Genomic DNA, 24,057 nt, shown 5'->3' with positions numbered 1-24,057 from the left:
ATTAGTGTTTGTTAGTAGTACTTTTCCACTTTGGATTGTTGTACTATAGAAACAGCGACAGATTTTGACAAAAGAAAACAAACAGGAAAAATACGATAAGGCCTATCTGCGTATGGCCAAAGAATGGGGAAAACTATCCTATTGTAAACGGAAACAGGTAGGCGCCATTATTGTTAAAGATCGTATGATTATTTCCGATGGCTATAACGGAACCCCCACGGGTTTTGAAAATATATGCGAAGATGAAGAAGGCTATACAAAATGGTATGTATTGCATGCAGAAGCCAATGCAATATCAAAAGTAGCCTCATCTACCCAATCCTGTGAAGGCGCAACCTTGTACATTACACTATCTCCTTGTAAAGAATGCAGTAAGCTGATTCATCAGTCTGGCATAAAACGTGTGGTATATCAAGAAGCGTACAAAGACCCCTCGGGTTTAGAGTTTTTACAGAAAGCTGGAGTGATATTAGAACATATGCCCCTCATTGAAAATGCCCCATATTCATGAAAAAGAAATACAATTACATTTGGCCCACCATCATTGCCATGGCACTCGCCATTGGTATTTTTATTGGAGGAAAACTCCATTTTTCCGATAGCCCTGAAAAATTATTCGGGACCAATTCCAAAAAAGATAAACTCAATCGTTTGATCGATTTCATTGACTATGAATATGTAGATGATATTGATACGGATAGTATTGTAGATGTTACGGTAAATAATATTTTGGATAAATTGGATCCCCATTCGGTCTATATTCCCAAAGACGAAATGAAACGGGTCGCCGAGAGTATGAAAGGTGATTTTGTGGGCATAGGAATCCGCTTTTACCGAGTGCAAGATACCATTGCCGTAATGCGAACGGTAGAAGATGGACCTAGTTATCTTCATGGAATTCAGGCGGGAGATCGCCTATTGATGGCCGATAGTGATACGTTGTATGGCCCGGATAAAGATGATGATAAGATTATTGCCTTGTTAAAAGGCAAAAAGGGAACCCCGGTAAAATTGAAGATTTATCGTAAAAAGACCGACAGTATTTTTACCGTAAACCTTAAGCGCGATCGTGTGCCGTTAAAAAGTGTGGATGCCTATTATATGCTGACCGATGATATTGGATATATCAAAGTGAATCGCTTTGCGGAATCTACCTATAATGAATTTAAGGAAGCCCTGAGTTATTTGCAGCGAAAAGGAGCCGAAAAATTGGCCTTGGACCTACGCGATAATCCCGGAGGTTATCTGGGAATCGCAGAAAAAATGGCCGATGAGTTTTTAAAGAAAAATAAATTGATTCTCTTTACAAAAAACAAAAAAGGAGAGATTAAAAAAACCTTTGCGACCTCAAAAGGGAGTTTTGAGAATAAGCCTATCTATGTATTGATCAATGAACGATCGGCTTCTGCCAGTGAAATTATTGCGGGAGCTTTGCAGGATAATGATATTGGTACCATTGTTGGGCGTCGTTCTTTTGGAAAAGGATTGGTGCAACGGGAAATGGAATTGGGCGATGGCTCTGCAGTGCGCTTAACGGTTTCACGGTATTATACCCCCACTGGGAGATCGATTCAAAAATCCTATAAAAACGGAAATAAGGATTATTATAAGACCTTTACGGATCGCTACAAAAATGGGGAGTTGATTTCTGTAGATAGTATTAAAGTGGCAGATTCCCTAAAATTTACCACGCCAAAAGGAAAAGTTGTTTATGGAGGAGGTGGAATTATTCCCGATGTTTTTGTTCCCATCGAAACCAACGGGAAAGAACTGCTGGAGAGTATTGAAAATATTTATGGATACTTCTCAAGATTTATTTTCAGTCACCTTGAAGAAGATCGAAATCGTTATGACGATTATACCGAAGAAATGTTTTTATCCGAATTCAGGGCAGACGACATCCTCTTTGAAGACTTCATCAACTTTTTGGAGCAAAGGGTCGTATTGAAGCCCTTAAATCTGCACTATTACGATTTGGAAGATAAAATTAAATTGACCCTAAAGGCTACCTTGGCCGAACAGTTGTTTACACCCAATCTGCAGGCAAAAATAAAAAGTGTCGATGATGCCATGCTCAGAAAAGTAATGGAATTGGAGGGGTATAAGACGGTGAAAGACGGTATGGGAAATATAAATGTGAACAACTAAGTCACACTTGGTAAACCTAGTTGTCCTCTACTTTCTTTTGGATCTTTTTTGAGGTTACAAAAATCAGGATAAGAACAATAGCACAGAGTGCGGCAACAATCCCAATGAGGGCTATAATGCTGTTGCCTTCCATGGGGTTTTCGAAATCTACCAGGGTGACGTTGTAGGCGATTAGGGCAATGGCGATGACGATGATAATAATGGTGAGTATTTTGTTCATGGTATATAGTATTCTAATAGTTCGATATTCAAAAAAGTTGATTGATATTGGCAGCAAATAATTTTACGGCAATAGCCAATAAAATAACCCCAAATACCTTTCGGATGACACTGAGTCCGCTTTTTCCCAAAAGGCGTTCAATTCGCTTTGAAGACTTTAGGACCAGATATACAAAGATAATATTGATAATGATCGCCACAATAATATTCTGTACGTCATAGGCAGCGCGCAAGGACAGAATAGAGGTCATGGTTCCGGCCCCGGCAATCAGGGGGAAGGCAATAGGGACAATGGATGCACTTTCTACATCATCATCTTTATATAGATGAATGCCCAATACCATTTCAATGGCCAGGAAAAAAATAATGAATGCACCCGCTACGGCAAAAGAATTCACATCTATACCAATGAGGTTCAAAATCTCTTCTCCGATAAATAAAAAGGCAATCATGATACAAGCCGCTACAATAGAGGCTTTTTCAGATTGAATATGACCTACTTTGGCACGCAGACCAATGATGATAGGAATGCTTCCTAAAATATCGATGACTGCAAAAAGAATCATACTGGCGGTGACAATTTGTTTGAAATTAAATTGCATGATGACTGCTTTAAAAATTTCCGCAAATTTACGGTATTAAAGATGGTTTATATCCGTCAAAACAAAATAAATATGGAATGACGTGGACGAAACAAGTATCTTTGTGAGCATACTTTTAAGCCATGTTTCAAATAGGAAAGACCATTGTATCGGAAGAAATCATAGAAAACGATTTTGTATGCAACTTAAATGCCTGTAAAGGGGTATGTTGTGTTGATGGAGAGGCTGGAGCCCCTGTTGAAGATAGCGAGACAGAAATATTAGTAGATATCTATAAAGAGGTGAAACCTTTTTTAAGGGCAGAGGGCATAGCCGCCATAGAAGAACAGGGGGCCTTTATCAAAGGGGAAGATGGGGAATGGGAAACGCCCCTAGTCAATAAAAGTGAATGTGCCTATGTGATATTTTCGGATAATGGAACGGCAAAGTGTGGTATAGAAGAAGCTTATAATCAGGGTGTTGTTTCATGGAAGAAGCCTATTTCCTGCCATTTATACCCTATTCGAGTTACCGAATACACGGAATTGACTGCCGTGAACTATCACAAATGGGAAATTTGCGACCCTGCTTGCTCTTTGGGCGAAGAATTGCAAGTGCCGATATACAAATTTGTTAAAGAAGCATTGGTGCGTAAATTTGGAGAGGCGTGGTATGCCGAATTGGAAGAAGTTGCCAAAGCACATACTAAATAGCAGGGATATATAAGGTCACCTGGGTTCCCGAAGCGGAGCCATCTTCGTTATAGAGATCAATAATATCAATGCTAAAAGTATTTTGGTAATCTTTGGAAAAGTTGGCCAAACGTTCCTTGGTAATGTCAATACCTACAGATTTACGCTTTAAGACCCTGGCCCGCTTTATTTTTTCCGCAGCTTTTCTTCCAATACCATCGTCTATAATACTGATATGAATAAAGTTCTCCTCGGTTTTGCCCGCTTTCAACCAAATATTTTTTTCGCCCTCTTTTGAGGAAAGACCATGCCATAATGCATTTTCCAAGAAAGGTTGAAGAACAAGGGAAGGTATTTTGGCCGTGTGGGTATCAATGGTATTGTCTATTTCAATTTGAAAGTTGATCTCGTTGGAAAAACGGATGTTTTCTATATTCATATAAAGCTCTACGGTTTCCAATTCTTCTGCCAAAGGGATTTCTTTTAAAGAAGAGGCTTCCAAAATCTTGCGGATCAATTTGGAGAACTTATTTAAATAGTGAACCGCATTTTTTTTCTCATTATTGATAATATAAAGTTTAATGGAATTCAGGGAATTGAATAGAAAATGAGGGTTCATTTGGCTACGCAGCATGCTTTGTTCCAAAGTTAAGAGCTTCTTGTCGTTTTTTAATTGGTACTGGCGGTAGAGAATGTATAATATTCCCGCAAGAAGAACTAGGGCAATTATGGTGATCAAATATCTAGATTCCCCTTTTCGCATTTCTAGTTGAAGTTGCTGTATATGATCACTCTGCTTTTTAGATTGATAGCGATATTTAATATCATTTACATAACTCACATTCCCTTCGTTGGAGATAACTTTTTCCAAGGCCGTTGCCTTATGTGTATAGAAAAGTGATTTTTTATAGTCTTCCTTGGCTTCAAAAAGATTGGAAAGCAGGGTGTAGGCCTCTACGGAGATTTCCTGTAAATTATGTTTTTGGGCTTCTTCGAGTCCTTTTAACATATTTTCTTCGGCAAGTTCATAATTTTCACCGATCATCTGGGCCCATCCTAAATTGGAATAGATACGGGAGATTAAAAAACTATCCTTTAGGTCTGTTGCCTTTTGTAATGCCGATTGCAATAAAAAGAGTGCTTCGGTCAACTTCCTTTGTTTGATATAAATTTTGGCAATGCTATTTTGGCAAATGACCCGCCCCATATCCGAATCTATTTCCTCATTATAACGCATAGAGGTTTGGTAACTTTTCAGGGCATCTTCCAAAAAACCTTTTGCTTCAAGACACTCCCCTATATTTTGGTGATTAATGGCAAGGCCAAGCGTATTGCCCAGTTCCGCTTCCAATTTCATGGATTTGGTATAATAGGTTATGGCATCGTCATATTGGTTCAAGGTTTGGTATAGATTACCAATGGAATTTAAAGACACATTAATACTCCTTTTTAGAGATTTTGAAGGATTGGGGACACTTTCGGCCAGTTCAAGGGCCTGTTGGCTATAATCCATTGCCGCTCGTATGGTGGACTTACGACGATAGACAACACCTATCATGTTGAGACTAAAGACTGTGAGTTCCGTGTTCTGCGCCCTATTTGCAATCTCCAAAGCCTGCTCATGAAGGGAGATGGCTTGTTCATACTGGGATGTATTTCTGTATTTTCTTCCTAGTTGATTCAGGGCATAGGATTGTCCTTCTAAATAATTTCGTTGGGTGGCGGTCTTAGCAAAATAACGCATGAGCAAAGTATCGCGTTGATATGGCCGCATCACACGATCAATGGAAATATATCCTCTGGGGCTTATACCAAGGAGGCTATCCGTTATTTTTTCAAAGCTATCTGGAACATCTTGAGCAGTCCCCCAATGAAAGAACACCAAAAAGAACAGGAAAAAGTAACTTTCCCATTTGCCTTTTTTTTTGGTTGGAACAAAATACATCGGAATGAATTATAACAAATCTAGAAAATCAGATTTCTTTTGTCGCGATACAGGTATTTTATCATTGGATTGGAGTACAACATATCCATCAGTTTTTAGAAATTCCTTGATTTTATTCAAATTAATGATGAAAGAATTGTGGATTCTAAAAAAGGAATCTTGAGGAAGAAGCTTTTCCACTTCCTTTAATTTTTTGGTAAGGACTATTTTTTGTCCGTCACTTAAATAAATAGTACTGTAATTTCCATCGGACTCCGCGTATAGAATCTCGTTATTTTCTAGAAATAATAGTTTACCATCGGTGTTAATGGTAATTTTTTTTTGAATGGAATTGGCATTGAAATTTAGGAGAATCTGCTCTAGTTTTTCTGCCGTAAAATTTTTGGCATTGAATCTCTTAACTTTTTCAATGGTCTCCTCAAGATCATCGGTGTCAATGGGTTTTAAGAGATAATCAATGGCCTCGTTTTTCAGTGCTTTGATCGCGTATTGATTGTATGCAGTAGTAATCACTACCGGAAAATCTTTCTTTTTTATTTTTTGAATGAATTGAAAACCATCCATTGCAGGCATTTCTATATCCAGAAAAAGGCAATCAGGACTGTTTTTTTCCAGATAATCCAATGCTTCAAAGGGGTTGGTATATGAGGCTACAACATTAATCTCGTCACTAAAATTGGTCAACTCCCAAGATAAACTTTGGAGGGCTTTTATTTCATCATCTACTATAACTGCTTTCAACATAATCTAGGGGTAAGTTAATCAAAAATAAAATTATTGTGGAAGTTAGCATTAAAATATGTGTCAATGGAAGTATTTCGCGTATGATTGGCAAAAAAAGATCATGTAGCGGTTTTTTAATGATTATGGGGCACAATCTGTGGTATAAAGACTACAAAATGAGCTATTTATGATTATTTTTATATTTAATTCATTGATAATCAGTAACTTAACTGTAATTTTGAATAGAGAGGTGTTTCCATACCATTTACACAATATTTAGAACCGTTTATACATATGCTCATAAACAGAAGGGATATCGATCGTATTTTAGCGGAGCACCAAAAACCCCTGTAAAGGAAATAATAACTAAACTAAAACCAATGAAAAAGTGTGCAATACTATTTTCAATATTTATCATCATGCTGACTTTAGCTGTGATAACAGATAATAGTGATGAAATGACCATAGATGAAAAAATGATGGTAGAAAAAGATAGTACCGATAATATGCTTGCCATAGGCGCTTTGGATAATTAATTAAGGATACAATAACCAAAATTTACGAGAACCATGATACGACACACTTTTTTGAGAATGGGGCGCATACTATTTTGGACCATTGTCCCTATGTTATTTGTATCCCATAATCCTGTAGGAGAAGAGGTTGTAGTTCAATCATTATTAAACTCTAGTTACCACCTTAAAGCAACAGGGGATTTGGAGGAAGATTTGGTAGGGGATTTTGATTTTGAGACTGCCACTAAAATTGCCAATGACGGAACCAAATTCTCGACTTTGGTATTGCGGTTGGAAAATAATAAACTGGATCATGCGGTTGAGTTTTTAATTTCCAAAAAGGATATGGAAGCGAATGCATTTAAAGGTACTTACGAAGTCTCCGAAAATATCAATGGGTTTTTAAATTATTTCGATGGAGTTTTTGGATATGCAGATATAGATGCTTTGGGGGAATTGCCCTTTTTTGCGTCAAAAGGAAGGATTAGCATACAAGAGATAGATAAGGATATGTTGAGTGGAACTTTGTCGGTGACCCTCAGAAATGCAAAGGGAGAAATGATAAACCTTGTAGGGAGTTTTGCTGCAAATAAATAATTTTATTTACGTATTTTCGCAGTATTTACCTACAATATATAGATCAAAGTATATAATCTTTAAAAATTAGAACATAGATTAAGGAAAGAAACATGCGGAAACGCGTCATAGAAATACTGTCAAATCAAAAGTACGATTTAAGGAAGGCATATGATATAATATAGGCCAGCGTTTTAAACGATCCGGATCGATGATATTACAAAGAATTGACCAATCATCCTTACCAATACGTTGGTAATGTATTTGCTGAATTATAGGTTTCGGGGGAACTACCTAGATCGGCGAAAATCAATTCAAGTGATTATAAATTTTGATACATTGATCAAATCGTACGGTTTGACAGTTTTGACATTAGAAGGCAATACCAAAATCAAGCAGCTTTCAAACAAGGAAAACGACTACAAAAAGAGTCGGTTTTCTTTAGAAAATATAAACCAAGGAGTATATCATCAAACATACTTTTTGGTTTATTTTTTTTGTCCAAGCACAATGTTAATTTTATGTAAAATTCGAGCTAGGCCTAAAGGCAATGAACATCACTGGCGAGCCTAGATTTCAACATTCCGTGTTAAAAACTTTGTGGTCTAAAAGCTTAAACGAACTTTAGAAATTGATCGTATTTTTCAATCTTTGTATTCCCTACCGAGAGGTAATTTTCAATCCTATATAGAAAATAACAAAATTTAGAGCAGCTTATGTCCACAGCAGTAGAACCAATTTTAGCGGAAAATCAAGATCGATTTGTAATTTTCCCCATAAAACATCATGACCTTTGGGAATGGTATAAAAAATGCGAAGCTTGTTTCTGGACTGCTGAAGAAATTGATTTACATCAGGACTTGTCTGACTGGAATGACAAATTGAACAATGATGAGCGTTATTTTATCAAGCATATTTTGGCGTTTTTTGCTGCTTCGGATGGTATTGTAAACGAGAATTTGGCCGAAAATTTTGTCAATGAAGTACAATATGCGGAAGCCAAGTTTTTCTATGGTTTTCAAATTATGATGGAAAATATCCATTCGGAGACCTATTCTTTGCTTATCGATACCTATGTGAAGGACGAAAAAGAAAAAAACATTCTCTTTAAAGCCATAGAGAACTTCCCTGCGATCAAGAAAAAAGCGGATTGGGCTTTAAAATGGATCGATTCCCCCAGTTTCGCGGAACGCCTTATTGCATTTGCCGCTGTAGAGGGAATTTTCTTTTCCGGAGCATTCTGTTCTATTTTCTGGTTAAAGAAAAGAGGATTGATGCCAGGACTTACGTTCTCAAATGAGTTGATTTCAAGGGATGAAGGTATGCATTGTGATTATGCGGTGCACCTACACAATAACCACCTGATCAATAAAGTGCCAAAAGAACGTATTAAAGAAATTATTGTTGATGCCCTAAATATTGAACGCGAGTTTATTACAGAATCACTTCCGGTAAGTCTTATAGGAATGAATTCTAAGTTAATGACACAGTACTTGGAGTTTGTTACCGATCGCCTTTTAGTGGAAATGGAATGTGAAAAAGTATACAATGCCACAAATCCTTTTGATTTTATGGATATGATTTCGCTACAAGGAAAAACAAACTTCTTTGAGAAGCGCGTATCAGAATACCAGAAAGCGGGCGTATTGAACAATGATAAAGAAGGAGATTCCCAGAAAATTAGTTTTGACGCTGATTTTTAAATCATCAACATTTTTTTAAGACCATTCGGAAAAAAGAATTTTTCCACTCCCAGATCGAAATGTTAAATTTATTATAATTCCATGAGTATGCTTTGACTGGCATAGTACTGAATGGATTCACTATAACCAATTGACCAAATAAAATTGCTCCGTAGGATTGCCCTTTTTATGAAGAATGCGGATCGATTTTAAACAACTAACGTATCACTAAAAAAGATTGTAGCACATGTATGTATTAAAAAGAGATGGAAGAAAAGAGCCCGTGATGTTTGACAAGATCACCGCTAGAGTTCGAAAATTATGTTACGGACTTAATGGCCTTGTTGATCCTATCAAGGTGGCCATGAGAGTTATTGAAGGATTGTATGATGGTGTGACCACTTCAGAGCTCGATAATTTGGCCGCGGAAATTGCAGCGACCATGACCACCACCCATCCCGATTATACAAAATTGGCAGCTCGTATTTCTGTTTCCAACTTGCACAGAAATACAAAAAAATCCTTCTCGGATACCATGAAGGACCTCTACGAGTATGTGAACCCAAGAACAGGTAAAAAGGCACCTTTATTATCGGATGAGGTGTATCAAGTAATTGCAGAGAATGCGGATCAGTTGGATTCTACCATTATTTATAACCGTGATTTTAATTACGATTATTTTGGATTTAAAACCTTGGAACGTTCTTATCTTCTAAAGTTGAATGGAAAGATTGCAGAACGTCCACAGCATATGTTGATGCGTGTTGCCATAGGGATTCATTTGAACGACTTGAGTGCGGCCATTGAGACCTATGAGTTAATGTCAAAAAAATACTTTACACACGCTACACCGACACTTTTTAACTCCGGGACACCAAAACCGCAAATGTCTTCTTGTTTTTTATTGGCCATGCAAGACGATAGTATTGATGGAATTTATGATACCTTAAAACAAACAGCAAAAATATCCCAGTCTGCCGGAGGTATAGGCTTATCTATACACAATGTAAGGGCAACAGGATCCTATATTGCAGGTACAAATGGAACATCCAATGGTATTGTCCCTATGCTACGTGTATATAACGATACCGCTAGGTATGTAGATCAAGGAGGAGGAAAACGTAAAGGTAGCTTTGCTATTTATGTAGAGCCTTGGCATGCCGATATCTATGACTTTTTGGATTTAAAAAAGAATCATGGAAAAGAAGAAATGCGTGCAAGAGATCTTTTCTATGCCATGTGGATTCCAGATCTTTTTATGAAACGTGTGGAGGCCAATGAAGATTGGACCTTAATGTGCCCTAATGAGTGCCCTAATCTCTTCAGTACCCATGGCGATGAGTTTGAAGCATTGTATTTGGGCTATGAAGCTGAAAACAAAGGAAGAAAAACGGTAAAGGCACGTGAACTTTGGGAGAAAATCTTGGAATCCCAAATTGAAACGGGTACCCCGTACATGTTGTATAAGGATGCGGCAAACCGCAAGAGCAACCAGAAGAATTTGGGAACCATACGTTCTTCCAACCTCTGTACAGAGATTATGGAGTATACCTCACCAGACGAGGTGGCCGTATGTAATTTGGCATCCATAGCATTGCCGATGTTTGTAAAAAATGGGGCATTTGATCATAAGGAACTCTTTAAAGTGACCAAACGCGTAACCAGAAACCTCAACAGGGTAATTGATCGTAACTATTATCCCGTAAAAGAGGCGGAAAACTCTAATATGAGACATCGTCCTATTGGACTTGGAGTTCAGGGGCTTGCAGATGCTTTTATTTTATTGCGATTGCCTTTTACAAGTGACGAGGCCAAAAAATTAAATCAGGAAATTTTTGAGACCCTTTACTTTGCTGCCGTAACTGCTTCAATGGAAATGGCGAAAGAAGAAGGGGCGTATTCTTCCTATGAAGGATCTCCAATATCAGAAGGAAAGTTTCAATACAATCTGTGGGGAATTAAGGATGATGAATTGTCCGGACGCTGGGATTGGGATAAATTACGGAAGAATGTTGTAAAGCATGGTGTTAGAAATTCATTATTGGTAGCTCCAATGCCAACAGCATCTACTTCCCAAATTTTAGGAAACAATGAGTGTTTTGAGCCATATACTTCCAATATCTATACACGTAGGGTACTCTCTGGAGAGTTCATCGTAGTGAATAAGCATTTGTTGGAAGACCTGGTGAAGCTGGGCCTCTGGAATGAAACAATGAAACAAGAATTGATGCGGGCCAATGGTTCTATACAACATATCAATGCTATTCCAGAAGATATTAAAGCCTTGTATAAAACCGTCTGGGAACTTAGTATGAAAGACATCATTGATATGAGTAGGCAAAGAGGGTATTTTATTGACCAAAGTCAATCCCTAAACTTATTCATGGAAAATGCCAATTATGCCAAGTTAACCTCTATGCACTTCTATGCGTGGAAGAGCGGACTTAAGACAGGAATGTATTATTTAAGAACAAAAGCAGCGGTAGATGCCATTAAGTTTACCTTGGATAATACCAAAAAGAAAGAAGTTCCGGTCAGTGTTGCTGCAGAAGCCGAGGTAACTGCGGCCAGCCCTGAAGTGACTGCTGCAATTCAGGTAGAGACAACTCCTGTGGAACAGCAAGAAATAGATATTCAACCGTTGACACCGGAAGAAATGAAAGAAATGATTGCAAGAGCAAAAGAAGGACAAGCAGATGATGATTGTCTGATGTGTGGATCATAATCCATTTTTGTTCCAATCAAAAACGCCTAAAGGAATTTCCTTTAGGCGTTTTTTGGTTTTCGGTTAAATTCAAGAGTGAAAATCTTTTGCTGTCTACCGAGTATCATTAAGATGTCCAAAAAAGCGGATTACGCTTAGCAGACGGTTTTATTTTTTAAAATAAGGCCTAAGCGCTACCGATAATAATAGTGCTGCCGTATAAACCATTAAAATGATGGTATGTTTGTCCATAATTGCCCTTGTTTACAAAACGTCTATAATAGATACGTTATGAAATTCATAAGTGGACTTCAACAAAACGTTAAAAAAATAAAGTTTTTACGATACGGACCAATAGTCCCTATTGTTTCTTAAAATAAGGCTTTAAAACCTTATAAGAGAAGATTAGAATAGCGGTATAAACCACTAAAAGTATAATGTATTTTTCCATATCAGTGCCCCTTTTTGATATATCTATAGTAATATAGCCGTAAATGCCGCTTAAACTTTACAAAAAAGCTTCCCAAAAAATGTTAAAATAACGTAAATCAGACAAATAACCTTCTAGAGATTGCTTTTACGTATCCTCTTTTTGGAATGATTTCGATAAACAATTTTTGCCAAAACCAATAGGCAACAATAGACGAATAATACGTATAGATATGATAACATAGTTACGTATAACGTCAATATAAGAAAAATCTTACAAATTAATGCAATTATTTTAATTTATTTACGGTACTAGACGCTTCATTATATGGGGAGGGCATCTGGCAGAAGAATCATGTTGAACGGGAAAAGTAATTAAAAAAAAGACCCACCATTCCAAGTGGGTCTTTTTTATATAAATTAGAATGCTTTACGATAATGACCATGCTTTGCCCTGGGTCAATGTCTCCACATCGTCACAGGCAACATAGCCTCCTGGGATGGGGTCATAAGCTAACACTTCCTCCCCTATATATTCGCTGGCTCTATATCCTAAAATGGTCATACCTCTAAGACTATCGGCAAAAGCAAATCGGGCAGCTTCATCTGTAATTGTTCCATTTCCGGAACTTGCTTGCGATTCCATAAATGCTCCAATTTGCTCCCTGTACTGCATTTCTTGCGCTTTGTCGAATTTCAATGCACTGGCCAGTACAGGTTCTAAATCCTCGGATAGAAGCGCTTTCGCTTCTTTTTTTCCAGAATCTTGCAAGGCTTTCTCTATAAATTTGCCCAAGCTCATTTTTACAAATTCTTTTTGAGGTTTTTCCATTATCTGATCGGTAAATTGATCGATAAATAGATTTACCTGAACTTCGGAAGCGGAAGGCGTATCAGTTTTTGGAAGAATAATATCAACAAGGTGTGTTATTACTGTTCCTTCTTCCTGTGAAAAGAAATCTGGAGTCCACTCCAGGACCGTCTCCGTTTTACAGCTTTGTACCAGACTCAATAGTGTAGGGGTTGCCACCACATATCCTAAGGACAAGCCCATATTTTTAAGTGCTATTCTTCTATCCATTACAAGTTTCCTTTTTTAAGTTCATTTGCGGCATGATTGGCAGCTCTCGCTGTAAAGGCCATATAGGTCAAAGATGGGTTTACACAGCTAGCAGAGGTCATAAATGAACCATCCGTAACGTAAACATTGGGAACAGCGTGAACCTGATTGTTCCCGTTCAAGACCGAGGTTCTTGGATTTCTACCCATTCTTGCCGTGCCCATTTCATGGATTCCAAGGCCAAGGGCTCCCGGATTGTCATAAGGTTCTACGTCCCGCAAACCTGCATTTTCCAACATCTCTACTGCTTGCTGTTTCATGTCTTTACGCATTTCCCATTCATTTTCTTTGAATTCCGCATCAAAAGTGACCGTAGGCAATCCCCAGCCATCCAATTTATCATAATCCAAAGTCATTCTATTATCTTCATAAGGGAGTACTTCTCCAAAGCCCATCATGCCAAAAGTCCAACCTCCAGGTTCTAGGATTCCTTTCTTAAGGTCCTTTCCGTACGAAGCTTCTGCAATCAGTTCTTCCCAGTTTCCTCTTTTTCCGCCTCCCTGATACCCATATCCACGGATATAATTTTTTTGGTTCGATGTTCCACCTAAATTTCGGAAGCGTGGAATGTAAATACCATTGGGTTTTCGACCCTTAAAATATTTGTCTTTGAAACCATCAAATTTTCCATTGGCCCCTACACCTAAATGATGATCCATAATGTTTCTTCCCAATTGGTCAGAATCATTTCCCATACCATTGGGGAAGCGATCGGATTTTGACTGCATCAAAATGGAAGTAGAAGCAATGGCAGATGCACAAAGGAAAATCACCTTAGCCTTGAATTCAAAAGTTTCTTTGGTAACCCGATCAATAACTTTTACTCCTGTGGCTCTTTTGGTATCCGGATCGTACATCACTTCATGTACAATGGAATCTGGTCTTAAGGTTAGATTCCCGGTGCGTTCTGCAGCGGGCAAGGTAGAAGAGTTACTGCTAAAGTAAGCCCCAAAAGGACATCCCCTGATACATCTGTTTCGATATTGGCATCGGCTTCGGCCATCAAATTTTTTGTCACTATTAATATGGGCGACCCTGCCGGCGGTAACCACCCTTCCATCAAATTTCTCCGCTACCTGCTCTCTAAAATGCTGTTCCACACAATTGAGTTCCATCATAGGCTCAAACTGTCCATCTGGGAGTTGAGGAAGGCCGAGTAATTCTCCAGCCACTCCGATATACGATTCAACCTTGTCATACCAAGGAGCAATATCTTTATATCGTACGGGCCAGTCTACAGCCACCCCATCTTTTCTATTGGCGCCAAAATCAATATCGCTCCATCGATAACTATGACGCCCCCATTGTAAAGATCTTCCTCCTACATGATATCCCCGCATCCAATCAAACCGTTTTGTTTCATTATAAGGATGCTCCGTATCATCTACGAACCAAAAATTATGGGGTGCTCTAACGGTATATCCCGTTCTGGCCTGCTTTAATTGTTTTGCTTTTTGTTCAGGAGAAAGTTCTCCATTATTTGGGAAATCCCAAGGGTCTTTATTGGCCGTTGGGTAGTCTTCAATATGCTTCACCATTCTACCGCGGTCAAGCACTAAAGTTTTAAGGCCATTTTCACATAATTCCTTAGCAGCCCAGCCACCACTTATGCCCGTTCCAACAACAATCGCATCATAAGATTCTTGCTCTTCATTGTAATAAAATTTACCCATCTATTTCAATTGTTTATTTCATAAATTTATTAAATATAAAATTAATTTTCTACATTTAGTCGCTATTATACCGAGGATACCTCACTATAACGTTATAGTTATTCCGAATAATTAAATACTTAAAGGAAAAAGATGAAAAGAAGGCAATTTATTCAAAACGGATCTAAATTTGGACTTGCAGTTTCACTGATGGGAACCTATGCATGTAAAGATGAAAAAAAGAAGGAAAAAGAGACCTCAGAAAATGATACGACCATGGAAAAAGTAGCTGCACCTTTCTTTAAACTTTCTTTGGCACAATGGTCTATTCACAGAATGATTCGTGAAGAGGGTCTGGATCCTTATACTTTTGCCGAAAAAGCAAAAGCATGGGGCTTTGAAGGTCTGGAATATGTAAGTCAGTTATACAATCCGGAATTGTCCGATGCCAATTATTCAGAAGAAGCCATGGCGGCTTTTGTGGCGAAGTCCAATGCGGAAGCAGAAAAACACGGCATGAAAAACTTGTTGATCATGATTGATGGACAAGGGGATTTGGCCGCTGCCGATGCTGGAGAGCGCAAGAAAAATGTGGAAAATCACTTTAAGTGGGTCGACGCTGCCGCAGCCATGGGCTGTCATTCCGTACGTGTAAATCTTGCAGGGGTAATGACCCCGGAGGAATGGATTGCCAATTCGGTAGACGGGCTAACACAATTGGCCACTTATGCCAAAGCCAAAAATATCAATGTGATCGTGGAGAATCACGGTGGGCCTTCTTCCGATGCCAACCTATTATCCCAGGTGATGGTGAAAGTGAATATGGACAACTGCGGTACCTTACCGGATTTCGGGAACTTCTGCGTAAAAAGAGAGGATGGATCCTACTATAATTCACCTTGTATTGAGGAGTACGATAGGTATAAAGGAGTTACGGAATTAATGGTGCACGCCAAAGCGGTAAGTGCTAAATCCCATGATTTTGATGAAGAGGGCAATGAAACCAATACAGACTATGTGAAAATGCTGCAAATTGTAAAAGACGCAGGATATTCTGGTTATATTGGTGTGGAGTATGAAGGAAATGTTTTAGGGGAAGAAGAAGGTATCCTTGCCACCAAGGACTTGATGCTCAAAGCGGCGAAGAAACTCAGTTAAACCAACCATAATTATGAAAGTCTTTCTGAATCAGCTTTTTGATTATAATTTTTATTGCAATAAAAAGCTCATTGAAGAGTGCGGTAAAGTGAAAGACAAACTACCGCAAAAGAGTAAGGCACTTTTCAGTCATATTCTAAATGCCCATCATTTATGGAATGCCCGTCTTTTGGGAAGTACTTCTAAATATGAAGCGTTTCAGTTGCATGACTTTTCCCTTTGGGAAGATTTGCATTATGAAAATCAGCGCAGTTCTTTTGAAGTCATTACACAAACAGAAGATTTTGAAAAACGGGTGGATTATCAAAATGACAAGGGAAGGCTTTTCATTACTTCGGTGAAAGATATTTTATTTCATATCATCAATCACTCTACCCATCATAGGGGACAGATTTCCACAAACTTTAGGGACAATGGTTTAGAACCTTTCCCTATGGATTACATAGAGTACAAACGTTAATTTATATAGAATGAATAGTAAGATTAGAGTACAATTATCCTTAATGATGTTCCTTGAGTTTTTCATTTGGGGGGGATGGTTCGTTACCTTAGGAACTTTTTTGGGAAATAATTTGAATGCTGCAGATGGTCAAATTGCACAGGCTTTTTCCACCCAATCCTGGGGAGCTATTGTAGCACCATTTATTATTGGCTTGATCGCCGATCGCTTTTTTAATGCAGAACGCATTTTAGGCGTGTTGCATATTCTTGGTGCGGTTCTCATGTATTTAATGTCACAAACGACTGACTTTTCTGTTTTCTATCCGTATGTTCTAGGATATATGATTGCTTATATGCCTACCTTGGCCTTGGTCAATTCTGTTGCTTTTAATCAAATGAAAGATCCTTCCAAAGATTTCCCGTTTATTCGGGTTTGGGGTACTGTTGGGTGGATAGTCGCTGGCTTATTAATCAGTTTTCTGGGATGGGATTCAGAGGCTAGCGTTGCCGAAGGGCTATTGTCCAACACCTTCTTAATGGTAGCAATTGCTTCTGGTGTTTTAGGTGTTTTCAGTTTTGTTTTGCCTAAAACCCCACCGAAGGCAAGTGGAGATGAGAAAATAACTATTGGAGATATCATTGGCCTTGATGCTTTGAAATTATTAAAGGATAGAAATTTCTTGGTGTTCTTTATATCCTCCGTTTTAATATGTATTCCTTTGGCGTTTTACTATCAAAATTTGAGTCCATTCTTAACAGAATCAAAGGTAGAAGGATCAACGGCTTGGGCTGCACTTGGGCAAGTTTCTGAAGTGGTCTTAATGTTACTGTTGCCCTTCTTCTTTAAGAAGTTTGGATTTAAGAAGACTATTTTGGTAGGAATGTTAGCTTGGGCGTTGCGCTATTTGTTATTTGCCTATGGCAATGCCGGAGATATGTTTTTTATGATTGTTGTAGGGATTGCACTTCATGGGATTTGTTATGACTTTTTCTTTGTTTCTGGGCAAATTTATACGGATTCCAAAGCAGGAGAAAAATTTAAAAGTGCTGCGCAAGGCCTAATTACATTAGCTACTTATGGTATAGGAATGTTGATAGGTTTTTGGGTTGCAGGAGAGGTTTCCAACGCACATTTACTAGAAGGAGGAGGTCACAACTGGAAGAGTGTTTGGGTATTCCCGGCAATATTTGCGGCGGGCGTAATGGTCTTGTTCGCCTTGTTTTTCAAAAATGAAACAATAGAATATAAAGAATAATAGTAAAGTGCTTTATGGCAAAAAAAATTAGATTAGGAATTTTAGGAGGAGGGGGAGATTCCCTTATCGGAGTGTTGCACCGTGTAGCATCACACATTAATGACAATTATCAGATCGTAGGAGCGGTCTTTAATCCAAATTTTGAGGATAACTTGGGGTTTGCCAAGGAAATTGATATTCCTACAAATAGGATTTATACCGATTTTGATACCTTGGTAGAAGAGGAGTTAAAACTCCCGGTAGAAGAACGTATTCAAGTCTGTGCCGTACTGACTCCTAATTTTCTGCACTTCCCTATGGCGAAGAAGTTGTTGGAAAATGGATTTCATGTGATTTGCGAAAAACCCATGACCACCACTTATGAGGAAGCAAAGATTTTACAGACTACACTGGAACAAGCAGGAACCATATTCGCAGTGACCCATACCTATACGGGTTACCCTATGGTACGGCAGATGCGGGAGATGATCAAGGAAGGGGCTTTGGGCAATATTCAGAAGGTGGATGTTCGGTATTATCAAGGATGGATCAATCCCATTATCCATGATGTGGAGAAACGCGCATCGACCTGGCGTTTAAATCCGGAAAAAGCAGGGATTAGTTGTTGTATGGGCGATATTGGGGTGCATGCCTTCAATATGGTAGAGTTTACAACAGGCCTGCAGGTAAAATCTATTTTGGCGGATTTAAATTACCTCTACGAAGACAATAAAATGGATATTGACGGAACGGTTTTGGTACGTTTTGATGGCAAGGCCAAAGGGGTAATTCGTTCCAGTCAAATTGCAACAGGGGAAGAAAATGGATTGGCCATTGCGATCTATGGAGATAAAGCTGGATTGCGATGGGAACAGGAAAAACCCAACTTCCTATATGTAATGAGCGATGATAAACCGCTTCAAGTATATAAACCTGGACATGGATATAATTCGGAACTGTCTTTAAACGGTACAAAATTGCCACCGGGACATCCGGAAGGAATTTTTGATGCTATGGCCAATATTTATTTAGGTGTGGCTAGAGCCATACGCGGAGAGGCCTATAATTCAGGCGAATTCCCAACAATGATGGATGGAGTGCGCGGTCTTAATTTTATTGAAGGAACCGTGGCCTCACATCAACAAGGAAATGTCTGGTTGGATTTGGATTAAAAACGATATTCATATCACATAAAAAAGTCCCATAGTTTTACATTATGGGGCTTTTTGGTCATATCATTAAAATACCTTTTCAAATTCTTCGCAAACCACGATCATACTTTCTCGGGGAACCCGTCCAAAAGCTTCCAATTCCCTAGTGTAATAGGCCCAATGTACTTCCTTCCAATACGCAAGACTTTTGTCCCCCTCTCCTTCCAACTGCGCAAAGTGCTCACTTACTTGGAAAAAAGGAACCAAAGTAACTTTGGTAGTACGAATAATACATTTGGCAGTGCCTTTCCAATCCGTGATTACGGTAAAGTCCCCTATTTTGGGCAGGGCTTCATTTCTATATTGAAGGCCCAATAAGGAATGGGCCGTTGCCCTTTTGGTTCCTTTAAGAACCAATTGTAGACATTCATTGGCGTCGTCTTCATTATCGCAAAAGTGATCTACCCTAGGCGCATCGCAAGAGGCATATTCCAAATGGGCATCCAAAAAATCGCCCCAAAGGGCTTTAGCGGAGGAATTTTTCATAAGTTGACCAGCAATTTTTAAATAAAATATGGTTGGTTGTCATTTTTTAAGGCTACAATCGCTTCCCAATTTTCAGCCTGCTAAAAATCTTTTTTTACGATAAGGTTTTCGTGAAAACCCCTAAGATATCTACAGGTAAAGGCCTAATTTATCTTGTTGGTTCGTGCTCGTATTCTTATATTTATACCTTCTCTTTTTTAGCAGTGTTTCTCTTGGAAATACCCACTAAATATAAGCTTTAATTCTTAGAATAGAGAATACCGTAACAATTAGAACTAATTTATAGGATATAATAAAATGAAGACAATTAAAGGCCCGGCAGTTTTTTTAGCGCAATTCGTAGATAGTAAAGCTCCTTTCAATACCCTGGAAGGGATGTGTAAATGGGCAGCGGATTTAGGATATAAAGGAATCCAAATTCCGACTTGGGAAAATTTTTTGATCGATTTGGATAAAGCCGCTGAAAGTCAGACCTACTGTGACGAACTTAAAGGAACCATAAATTCTTACGGTCTGGAGATTACAGAGCTGTCGAGTCATCTTCAGGGGCAGTTGGTTGCTGTACACCCGGCTTACGATCTTATGTTTGATAATTTTGCTCCTGATGCAGTGAAAAATAACCCAAAAGCCCGTACTGAATGGGCGGTAGGAATGTTAAAGAAAGCAGCTACGGCCAGTCGCAGGTTGGGATTAAAGGCACACGGAACTTTCTCGGGATCTCTATTATGGCATACCATGCATCCTTGGCCACAACGTCCTGCCGGAATGGTAGAGATGGGATTCGAGGAATTGGCCAAACGATGGATGCCCATTCTAAACCACTTTGATGAAGAAGGCGTGGATGTCTGTTATGAAATACACCCGGGCGAAGACCTGCATGATGGAGATACGTTTGAACGTTTTCTAGAGGCTACCGGAAACCATAAACGAGTGAATATTTTGTATGATCCCAGCCATTTTGTATTGCAGCAATTGGATTATGTAGCCTATATCGATCATTATCATGAGTTTATTAAATCTTTTCACGTGAAAGATTCCGAGTTTAACCCCACAGGGAAAAAAGGCGCCTTTGGAGGCTTTAATGATTGGGGAAATAGAGCAGGACGCTACCGTTCCCTAGGAGATGGACAGATAGATTTTAAAACGATATTTTCAAAGTTGACGCAATACGGCTGTGATGTATGGGCGGTTATGGAATGGGAATGCTGCATTAAGAGCCCGGAACAAGGAGCAAGGGAAGGTGCCAAATTTATTCAAGACCATATCATAGAAGCAACACAGAAAACTTTTGATGATTTTGCCGGAGCGGAAACCGATAAAGAGATGCTTAAAAAAATGTTGGGGTTGTAGGGGGTTTTCATTAAATATACCTATTAGTATTTTATCTTGTAATATTTACATATCTGATTATCAAATAATTAAATATCGAAAAAATGAAAAAACTAGTTTTAGTTGCCTTGATAGGGATAGGAGTGCTAAGCTGCAAGGATAAGGCTCAAAAAGTAGAAGAAATCAATACTGCCTCCAACGAAGAAAAATCAAAAGTAGAAACGAATTCAGAAAAAGACTGGACGGTACTTTTTGATGGAACTTCCTTTGAACATTGGAAGGGTTTTGCTACCAATGAAGTACACCACTCCTGGAAATTGGAAGACGGAGCCATGGTGTTTTATCCTCCAAAAGAGCGAAAGGAAAAAGAGACTTTTGATATTGTAACTAAAAACTCCTATGTAAATTTTGTCCTTTCCTTGGAATGGAAAATTTCAGAAGGAGGAAACAGTGGTGTTTTTTGGGGTGTCAAAGAAGGCGGAAAATTCGATAAGCCGTATCAGACCGGACCAGAGATACAAGTATTGGACAATGAAAAACATCCTGACGCCAAAAATGGAAATACGCATCAGGCAGGATCTTTATACGATATGATTGCAGCTTCCGAAGATGCGACTAAAGCGGTTGGCGAATGGAATACCTATGTGATTTCCGTAAATCACAAGACCAATGAGGGTAGCGTGGTATTGAACGGGAAAGAAATCGTGACCTTTCCCTTACATGGGGAAGCATGGGATAAGATGGTGGCCAAATCCAAGTTTGCCGATTGGGAAGGTTTTGGGAAGTTCAGTCTTGGAAAAATAGGACTACAAGATCATGGAGACATTGTAGCGTATAGAAATATTAAAATCAAGACCTTATAATATATGACCAAATTATGTTCTAGAATTTTTGGGCTACTGTTATGTGCCCTGCTTTTTTTTTCCTGTCAGGAAAAGCAGAAACCAGCTGTTGTTGTAGGCGGGAAAACTGCTGAGAAAGCCATTGTTCACGAAGAATACTCAGGAACCGAACCCACAAAGCCCGAGGAGACCGAGCTTTATACTCCCGTTCCTCCGACCGTTACCCCCGCTACAAATACTAAAATTCCCAGTGATGCCATTGCACTCTTTGATGGTACCAATTTTAACGAATGGATCAGCAGCCAGGATAGCACGGCCGTAGATTGGCATTTAAATTCCGATGGCAGTATGACCGTAAAAGACAAAGTTGGTGATATACAGACCAAACGCGAGTTTGGAAGTATACAACTACATCTGGAATGGCGCTCTCCGGCAGAAATTAACGGAAAGGGACAAAGTAGGGGCAATAGCGGTGTATTCTTGCAGAATAGATATGAAGTGCAGATTTTGGACAATAATAATAACGATACATACGTAAATGGGCAAGTAGGGTCTATTTATAAACAACATATCCCTTTGGCCAAAGCATCTGTCCCTTCTGGAGCCTGGAATACTTATGATATTATCTTTCATGCCCCAGTATTTAATGAAGCCGGCGAGAAAACAACATCAGGAACCGTGACCGTGTTGCACAATGGTATCTTGGTGCAAGATCATGCCGTGCTCAAAGGGTCAACAGAATATATTGGCTGGCCAAAAAATGAAGCCCATGGAAAAGCACCTATACGCTTACAGGACCATGGCGATAATAGTAGGGTGAGCTACAGAAACATCTGGGTTAGGGAACTATAGCGTAAAAACATAGTTTGCCCATAAGAGATTCTTTTATTTTACCTTTGCCAAAATCTAAATAAAATTTATGATTCAATCCATGACAGGGTTTGGGAAGGATGTTGTACAACTTCCCACAAAAAAGATTACCATTGAAATTAAATCCTTAAACAGCAAGAATTTGGATTTAAATGCCAGAATCCCTTCGGCTTATCGGGAAAAAGAATTGGAACTACGAAAAATCATAGCAAGTTCTTTGGTTCGTGGGAAAATAGATTTTGGATTATATGTGGAAGCTACGGGGAGTGAAACCACTTCGGTGATCAATGAGGCTGTTGTGAAGCAGTATATGGATCAATTGCGGGCCATAAGCGAAGGAGAAGACGTAAAACTATTGGAAATGGCCGTTCGCTTGCCCGATGCCCTTAAAACGGAACGAGCAGATATTGATGCAGAAGAATATAAAATTATAAAGGAAATCCTGGAGAAAGCCTTGTTGGCCATTAATACGTTCAGGACAGAAGAAGGAGCCGTATTGGAAAAAGACTTTGTGCAGCGCATAGATAATTTGAGCGCACTGTTGGAGAAGGTAAAGGAGATGGACCCGGAACGCCTTGAAACCATACGTGAACGTTTGGAAAAAGCAGTTGCCGATTTAAAAACCGATGTTGATGCCAATAGATTTGAGCAGGAATTGATATACTACTTGGAAAAGTACGATATTACAGAGGAAAAAGTACGCTTGGCAAATCATTTGGATTATTTCATGACTACCTTAAAGTCTTCCGATTCCAATGGTAAAAAACTAGGGTTTATTTCCCAAGAAATCGGAAGGGAAATCAATACCATTGGTTCCAAGTCCAATTATGCACCCATGCAACAATTGGTAGTGCAAATGAAGGATGAGTTGGAAAAAATTAAGGAACAAATGTTGAATGTACTGTAATGGAGGGAGGAAAACTTATTATTTTTTCGGCACCTTCGGGCAGTGGAAAAACAACGATCGTACGCTATTTGTTGGAACAAGAGGAATTGAACCTGGCTTTCTCGGTTTCGGCTACCTCAAGAGCCCCAAGAGGAGCGGAGAAGCATGGGGAAAATTATTATTTTATCAGTACCTCCGATTTTAAAAAACACATTAAGAATGACGATTTTTTGGAATGGGAAGAGGTATACCGAGATAATTTTTATGGGACACTGAAAACAGAAGTGGAGCGACTTTGGGCCCAAGGGAAAAATGTGATTTTTGATATTGATGTGGTGGGAGGGCTGCGTATTAAAAAGAAATACCCTAAAGAGACGCTCGCCGTTTTTGTAAAACCGCCTAGTGTGGACGAATTAAAAATTCGCCTCAAAAAACGTAGCACCGAAAGCGAGGATAAGATCAATATGCGCGTGGCCAAAGCTTCTGTGGAATTGGCTACCGCGCCTCAATTTGATGTGGTCATAAAAAATTACGATTTGGATGTAGCCTTGCAGGAAGCGCATCAGCTGGTAGCAGATTATGTGGGAGTAACAAAGAAAGCATAGAAATTTCA

Annotated in this window: 23 protein-coding genes; 16 read left to right on the top strand and 7 right to left on the bottom strand. The window is 38.9% G+C overall.

Annotated elements, in window-relative coordinates:
- Positions 1-64: 64 nt before the first annotated feature.
- Positions 65-511, top strand: coding sequence for a deoxycytidylate deaminase (locus ACEXOE_RS05835; RefSeq protein WP_394747801.1), 447 nt, complete (start codon positions 65-67; stop codon positions 509-511).
- Positions 508-2,148, top strand: a complete 1,641-nt coding sequence (locus tag ACEXOE_RS05830; RefSeq protein ID WP_394747800.1) for a S41 family peptidase — start codon at positions 508-510, stop codon at positions 2,146-2,148. The genes ACEXOE_RS05835 and ACEXOE_RS05830 overlap by 4 nt, the downstream gene beginning before the upstream one ends.
- Positions 2,149-2,164: 16 nt before the next feature.
- Here the strand turns inward: ACEXOE_RS05830 and ACEXOE_RS05825 are convergent, their stop codons facing one another.
- Together ACEXOE_RS05825 and ACEXOE_RS05820 are read right to left on the bottom strand one after the other, a co-directional pair.
- Positions 2,165-2,368 carry a hypothetical protein gene (locus ACEXOE_RS05825; protein ID WP_394747799.1) on the bottom strand — a complete coding sequence of 68 codons (204 nt, stop codon included), beginning with the start codon at positions 2,366-2,368 and terminating at the stop codon, positions 2,165-2,167.
- Positions 2,369-2,396: 28 nt separating this feature from the next.
- A complete protein-coding gene (locus ACEXOE_RS05820) occupies positions 2,397-2,969 on the bottom strand; it encodes a MarC family protein (RefSeq protein WP_394747798.1) in 573 nt (190 codons plus the stop codon).
- A gap of 122 nt (positions 2,970-3,091) precedes the next feature.
- Here ACEXOE_RS05820 and ACEXOE_RS05815 point away from each other — a divergent pair, with 122 nt between their 5' ends.
- Entirely contained in the window at positions 3,092-3,661 is a 570-nt protein-coding gene (locus ACEXOE_RS05815; RefSeq protein WP_394747797.1) for a DUF3109 family protein, read from the top strand.
- Here ACEXOE_RS05815 and ACEXOE_RS05810 read toward each other — a convergent pair.
- Together ACEXOE_RS05810 and ACEXOE_RS05805 are read right to left on the bottom strand one after the other, a co-directional pair.
- On the bottom strand, positions 3,654-5,585 hold the full coding sequence (locus ACEXOE_RS05810; protein WP_394747796.1) for a tetratricopeptide repeat-containing sensor histidine kinase: 1,932 nt from the start codon (positions 5,583-5,585) through the stop codon (positions 3,654-3,656). The genes ACEXOE_RS05815 and ACEXOE_RS05810 overlap by 8 nt on opposite strands.
- A gap of 9 nt (positions 5,586-5,594) precedes the next feature.
- A complete protein-coding gene (locus tag ACEXOE_RS05805) occupies positions 5,595-6,329 on the bottom strand; it encodes a LytR/AlgR family response regulator transcription factor (protein WP_394747795.1) in 735 nt (244 codons plus the stop codon).
- Between the two features lie 359 nt (positions 6,330-6,688).
- Between ACEXOE_RS05805 and ACEXOE_RS05800 the strand changes: the two genes are divergently transcribed.
- From ACEXOE_RS05800 to ACEXOE_RS05785, 4 genes are all read left to right on the top strand, one after another.
- On the top strand, positions 6,689-6,844 hold the full coding sequence (locus tag ACEXOE_RS05800; protein ID WP_394747794.1) for a hypothetical protein: 156 nt from the start codon (positions 6,689-6,691) through the stop codon (positions 6,842-6,844).
- 33 nt (positions 6,845-6,877) lie between these two features.
- Positions 6,878-7,420: a hypothetical protein gene (locus ACEXOE_RS05795; protein ID WP_394747793.1), complete on the top strand. Its 543-nt coding sequence runs from the start codon at positions 6,878-6,880 to the stop codon at positions 7,418-7,420.
- A gap of 695 nt (positions 7,421-8,115) precedes the next feature.
- The gene (locus ACEXOE_RS05790) at positions 8,116-9,102 is read left to right on the top strand and encodes a ribonucleotide-diphosphate reductase subunit beta (RefSeq protein WP_394747792.1); all 987 of its coding nucleotides are present in this window, start codon (positions 8,116-8,118) and stop codon (positions 9,100-9,102) included.
- A gap of 226 nt (positions 9,103-9,328) precedes the next feature.
- The gene (locus ACEXOE_RS05785; protein ID WP_394747791.1) at positions 9,329-11,806 is read left to right on the top strand and encodes a ribonucleoside-diphosphate reductase subunit alpha; all 2,478 of its coding nucleotides are present in this window, start codon (positions 9,329-9,331) and stop codon (positions 11,804-11,806) included.
- 838 nt (positions 11,807-12,644) lie between these two features.
- On the opposite strand, the gene ACEXOE_RS05780 is transcribed toward ACEXOE_RS05785, so the two are convergent.
- On the bottom strand, positions 12,645-13,295 hold the full coding sequence (locus ACEXOE_RS05780; protein WP_394747790.1) for a gluconate 2-dehydrogenase subunit 3 family protein: 651 nt from the start codon (positions 13,293-13,295) through the stop codon (positions 12,645-12,647).
- A complete protein-coding gene (locus tag ACEXOE_RS05775) occupies positions 13,295-15,007 on the bottom strand; it encodes a GMC oxidoreductase (protein ID WP_394747789.1) in 1,713 nt (570 codons plus the stop codon). The genes ACEXOE_RS05780 and ACEXOE_RS05775 overlap by 1 nt, the downstream gene beginning before the upstream one ends.
- A 132-nt stretch (positions 15,008-15,139) precedes the next feature.
- On the opposite strand from ACEXOE_RS05775, the gene ACEXOE_RS05770 reads away from it, so the two are divergent.
- From ACEXOE_RS05770 to ACEXOE_RS05755, 4 genes are read left to right on the top strand one after another with little or no spacing between them, the layout of a single operon-like run.
- Positions 15,140-16,144 carry a sugar phosphate isomerase/epimerase family protein gene (locus ACEXOE_RS05770; RefSeq protein ID WP_394747788.1) on the top strand — a complete coding sequence of 335 codons (1,005 nt, stop codon included), beginning with the start codon at positions 15,140-15,142 and terminating at the stop codon, positions 16,142-16,144.
- 13 nt (positions 16,145-16,157) lie between these two features.
- The gene (locus ACEXOE_RS05765) at positions 16,158-16,604 is read left to right on the top strand and encodes a DinB family protein (RefSeq protein WP_394747787.1); all 447 of its coding nucleotides are present in this window, start codon (positions 16,158-16,160) and stop codon (positions 16,602-16,604) included.
- Positions 16,605-16,614: 10 nt separating this feature from the next.
- Positions 16,615-17,841 carry a nucleoside permease gene (locus ACEXOE_RS05760; RefSeq protein ID WP_394747786.1) on the top strand — a complete coding sequence of 409 codons (1,227 nt, stop codon included), beginning with the start codon at positions 16,615-16,617 and terminating at the stop codon, positions 17,839-17,841.
- Positions 17,842-17,855: 14 nt separating this feature from the next.
- Entirely contained in the window at positions 17,856-18,992 is a 1,137-nt protein-coding gene (locus ACEXOE_RS05755; RefSeq protein ID WP_394747785.1) for a Gfo/Idh/MocA family protein, read from the top strand.
- A gap of 66 nt (positions 18,993-19,058) precedes the next feature.
- On the opposite strand, the gene ACEXOE_RS05750 is transcribed toward ACEXOE_RS05755, so the two are convergent.
- Positions 19,059-19,517, bottom strand: coding sequence for an ASCH domain-containing protein (locus tag ACEXOE_RS05750; RefSeq protein WP_394747784.1), 459 nt, complete (start codon positions 19,515-19,517; stop codon positions 19,059-19,061).
- A gap of 297 nt (positions 19,518-19,814) precedes the next feature.
- Between ACEXOE_RS05750 and ACEXOE_RS05745 the strand changes: the two genes are divergently transcribed.
- From ACEXOE_RS05745 to gmk, 5 genes are all read left to right on the top strand, one after another.
- Positions 19,815-20,867 carry a sugar phosphate isomerase/epimerase family protein gene (locus tag ACEXOE_RS05745; protein WP_394747783.1) on the top strand — a complete coding sequence of 351 codons (1,053 nt, stop codon included), beginning with the start codon at positions 19,815-19,817 and terminating at the stop codon, positions 20,865-20,867.
- An 83-nt stretch (positions 20,868-20,950) separates the two neighbouring features.
- Positions 20,951-21,709, top strand: a complete 759-nt coding sequence (locus ACEXOE_RS05740; RefSeq protein ID WP_394747782.1) for a 3-keto-disaccharide hydrolase — start codon at positions 20,951-20,953, stop codon at positions 21,707-21,709.
- Positions 21,710-21,712: 3 nt separating this feature from the next.
- Positions 21,713-22,540, top strand: coding sequence for a 3-keto-disaccharide hydrolase (locus ACEXOE_RS05735; protein ID WP_394747781.1), 828 nt, complete (start codon positions 21,713-21,715; stop codon positions 22,538-22,540).
- A 67-nt stretch (positions 22,541-22,607) separates the two neighbouring features.
- A complete protein-coding gene (locus tag ACEXOE_RS05730) occupies positions 22,608-23,465 on the top strand; it encodes a YicC/YloC family endoribonuclease (protein WP_394747779.1) in 858 nt (285 codons plus the stop codon).
- The gene (gene gmk / locus ACEXOE_RS05725; protein ID WP_394747778.1) at positions 23,465-24,049 is read left to right on the top strand and encodes a guanylate kinase; all 585 of its coding nucleotides are present in this window, start codon (positions 23,465-23,467) and stop codon (positions 24,047-24,049) included. The genes ACEXOE_RS05730 and gmk overlap by 1 nt, the downstream gene beginning before the upstream one ends.
- Positions 24,050-24,057 lie beyond the last annotated feature (8 nt).

The organism is Spongiimicrobium salis (assembly GCF_043678055.1).
Classification (GTDB): Bacteria; Bacteroidota; Bacteroidia; order Flavobacteriales; family Flavobacteriaceae; genus Spongiimicrobium; species Spongiimicrobium salis.
This window is presented reverse-complemented; position numbering and strand designations above follow the sequence as displayed.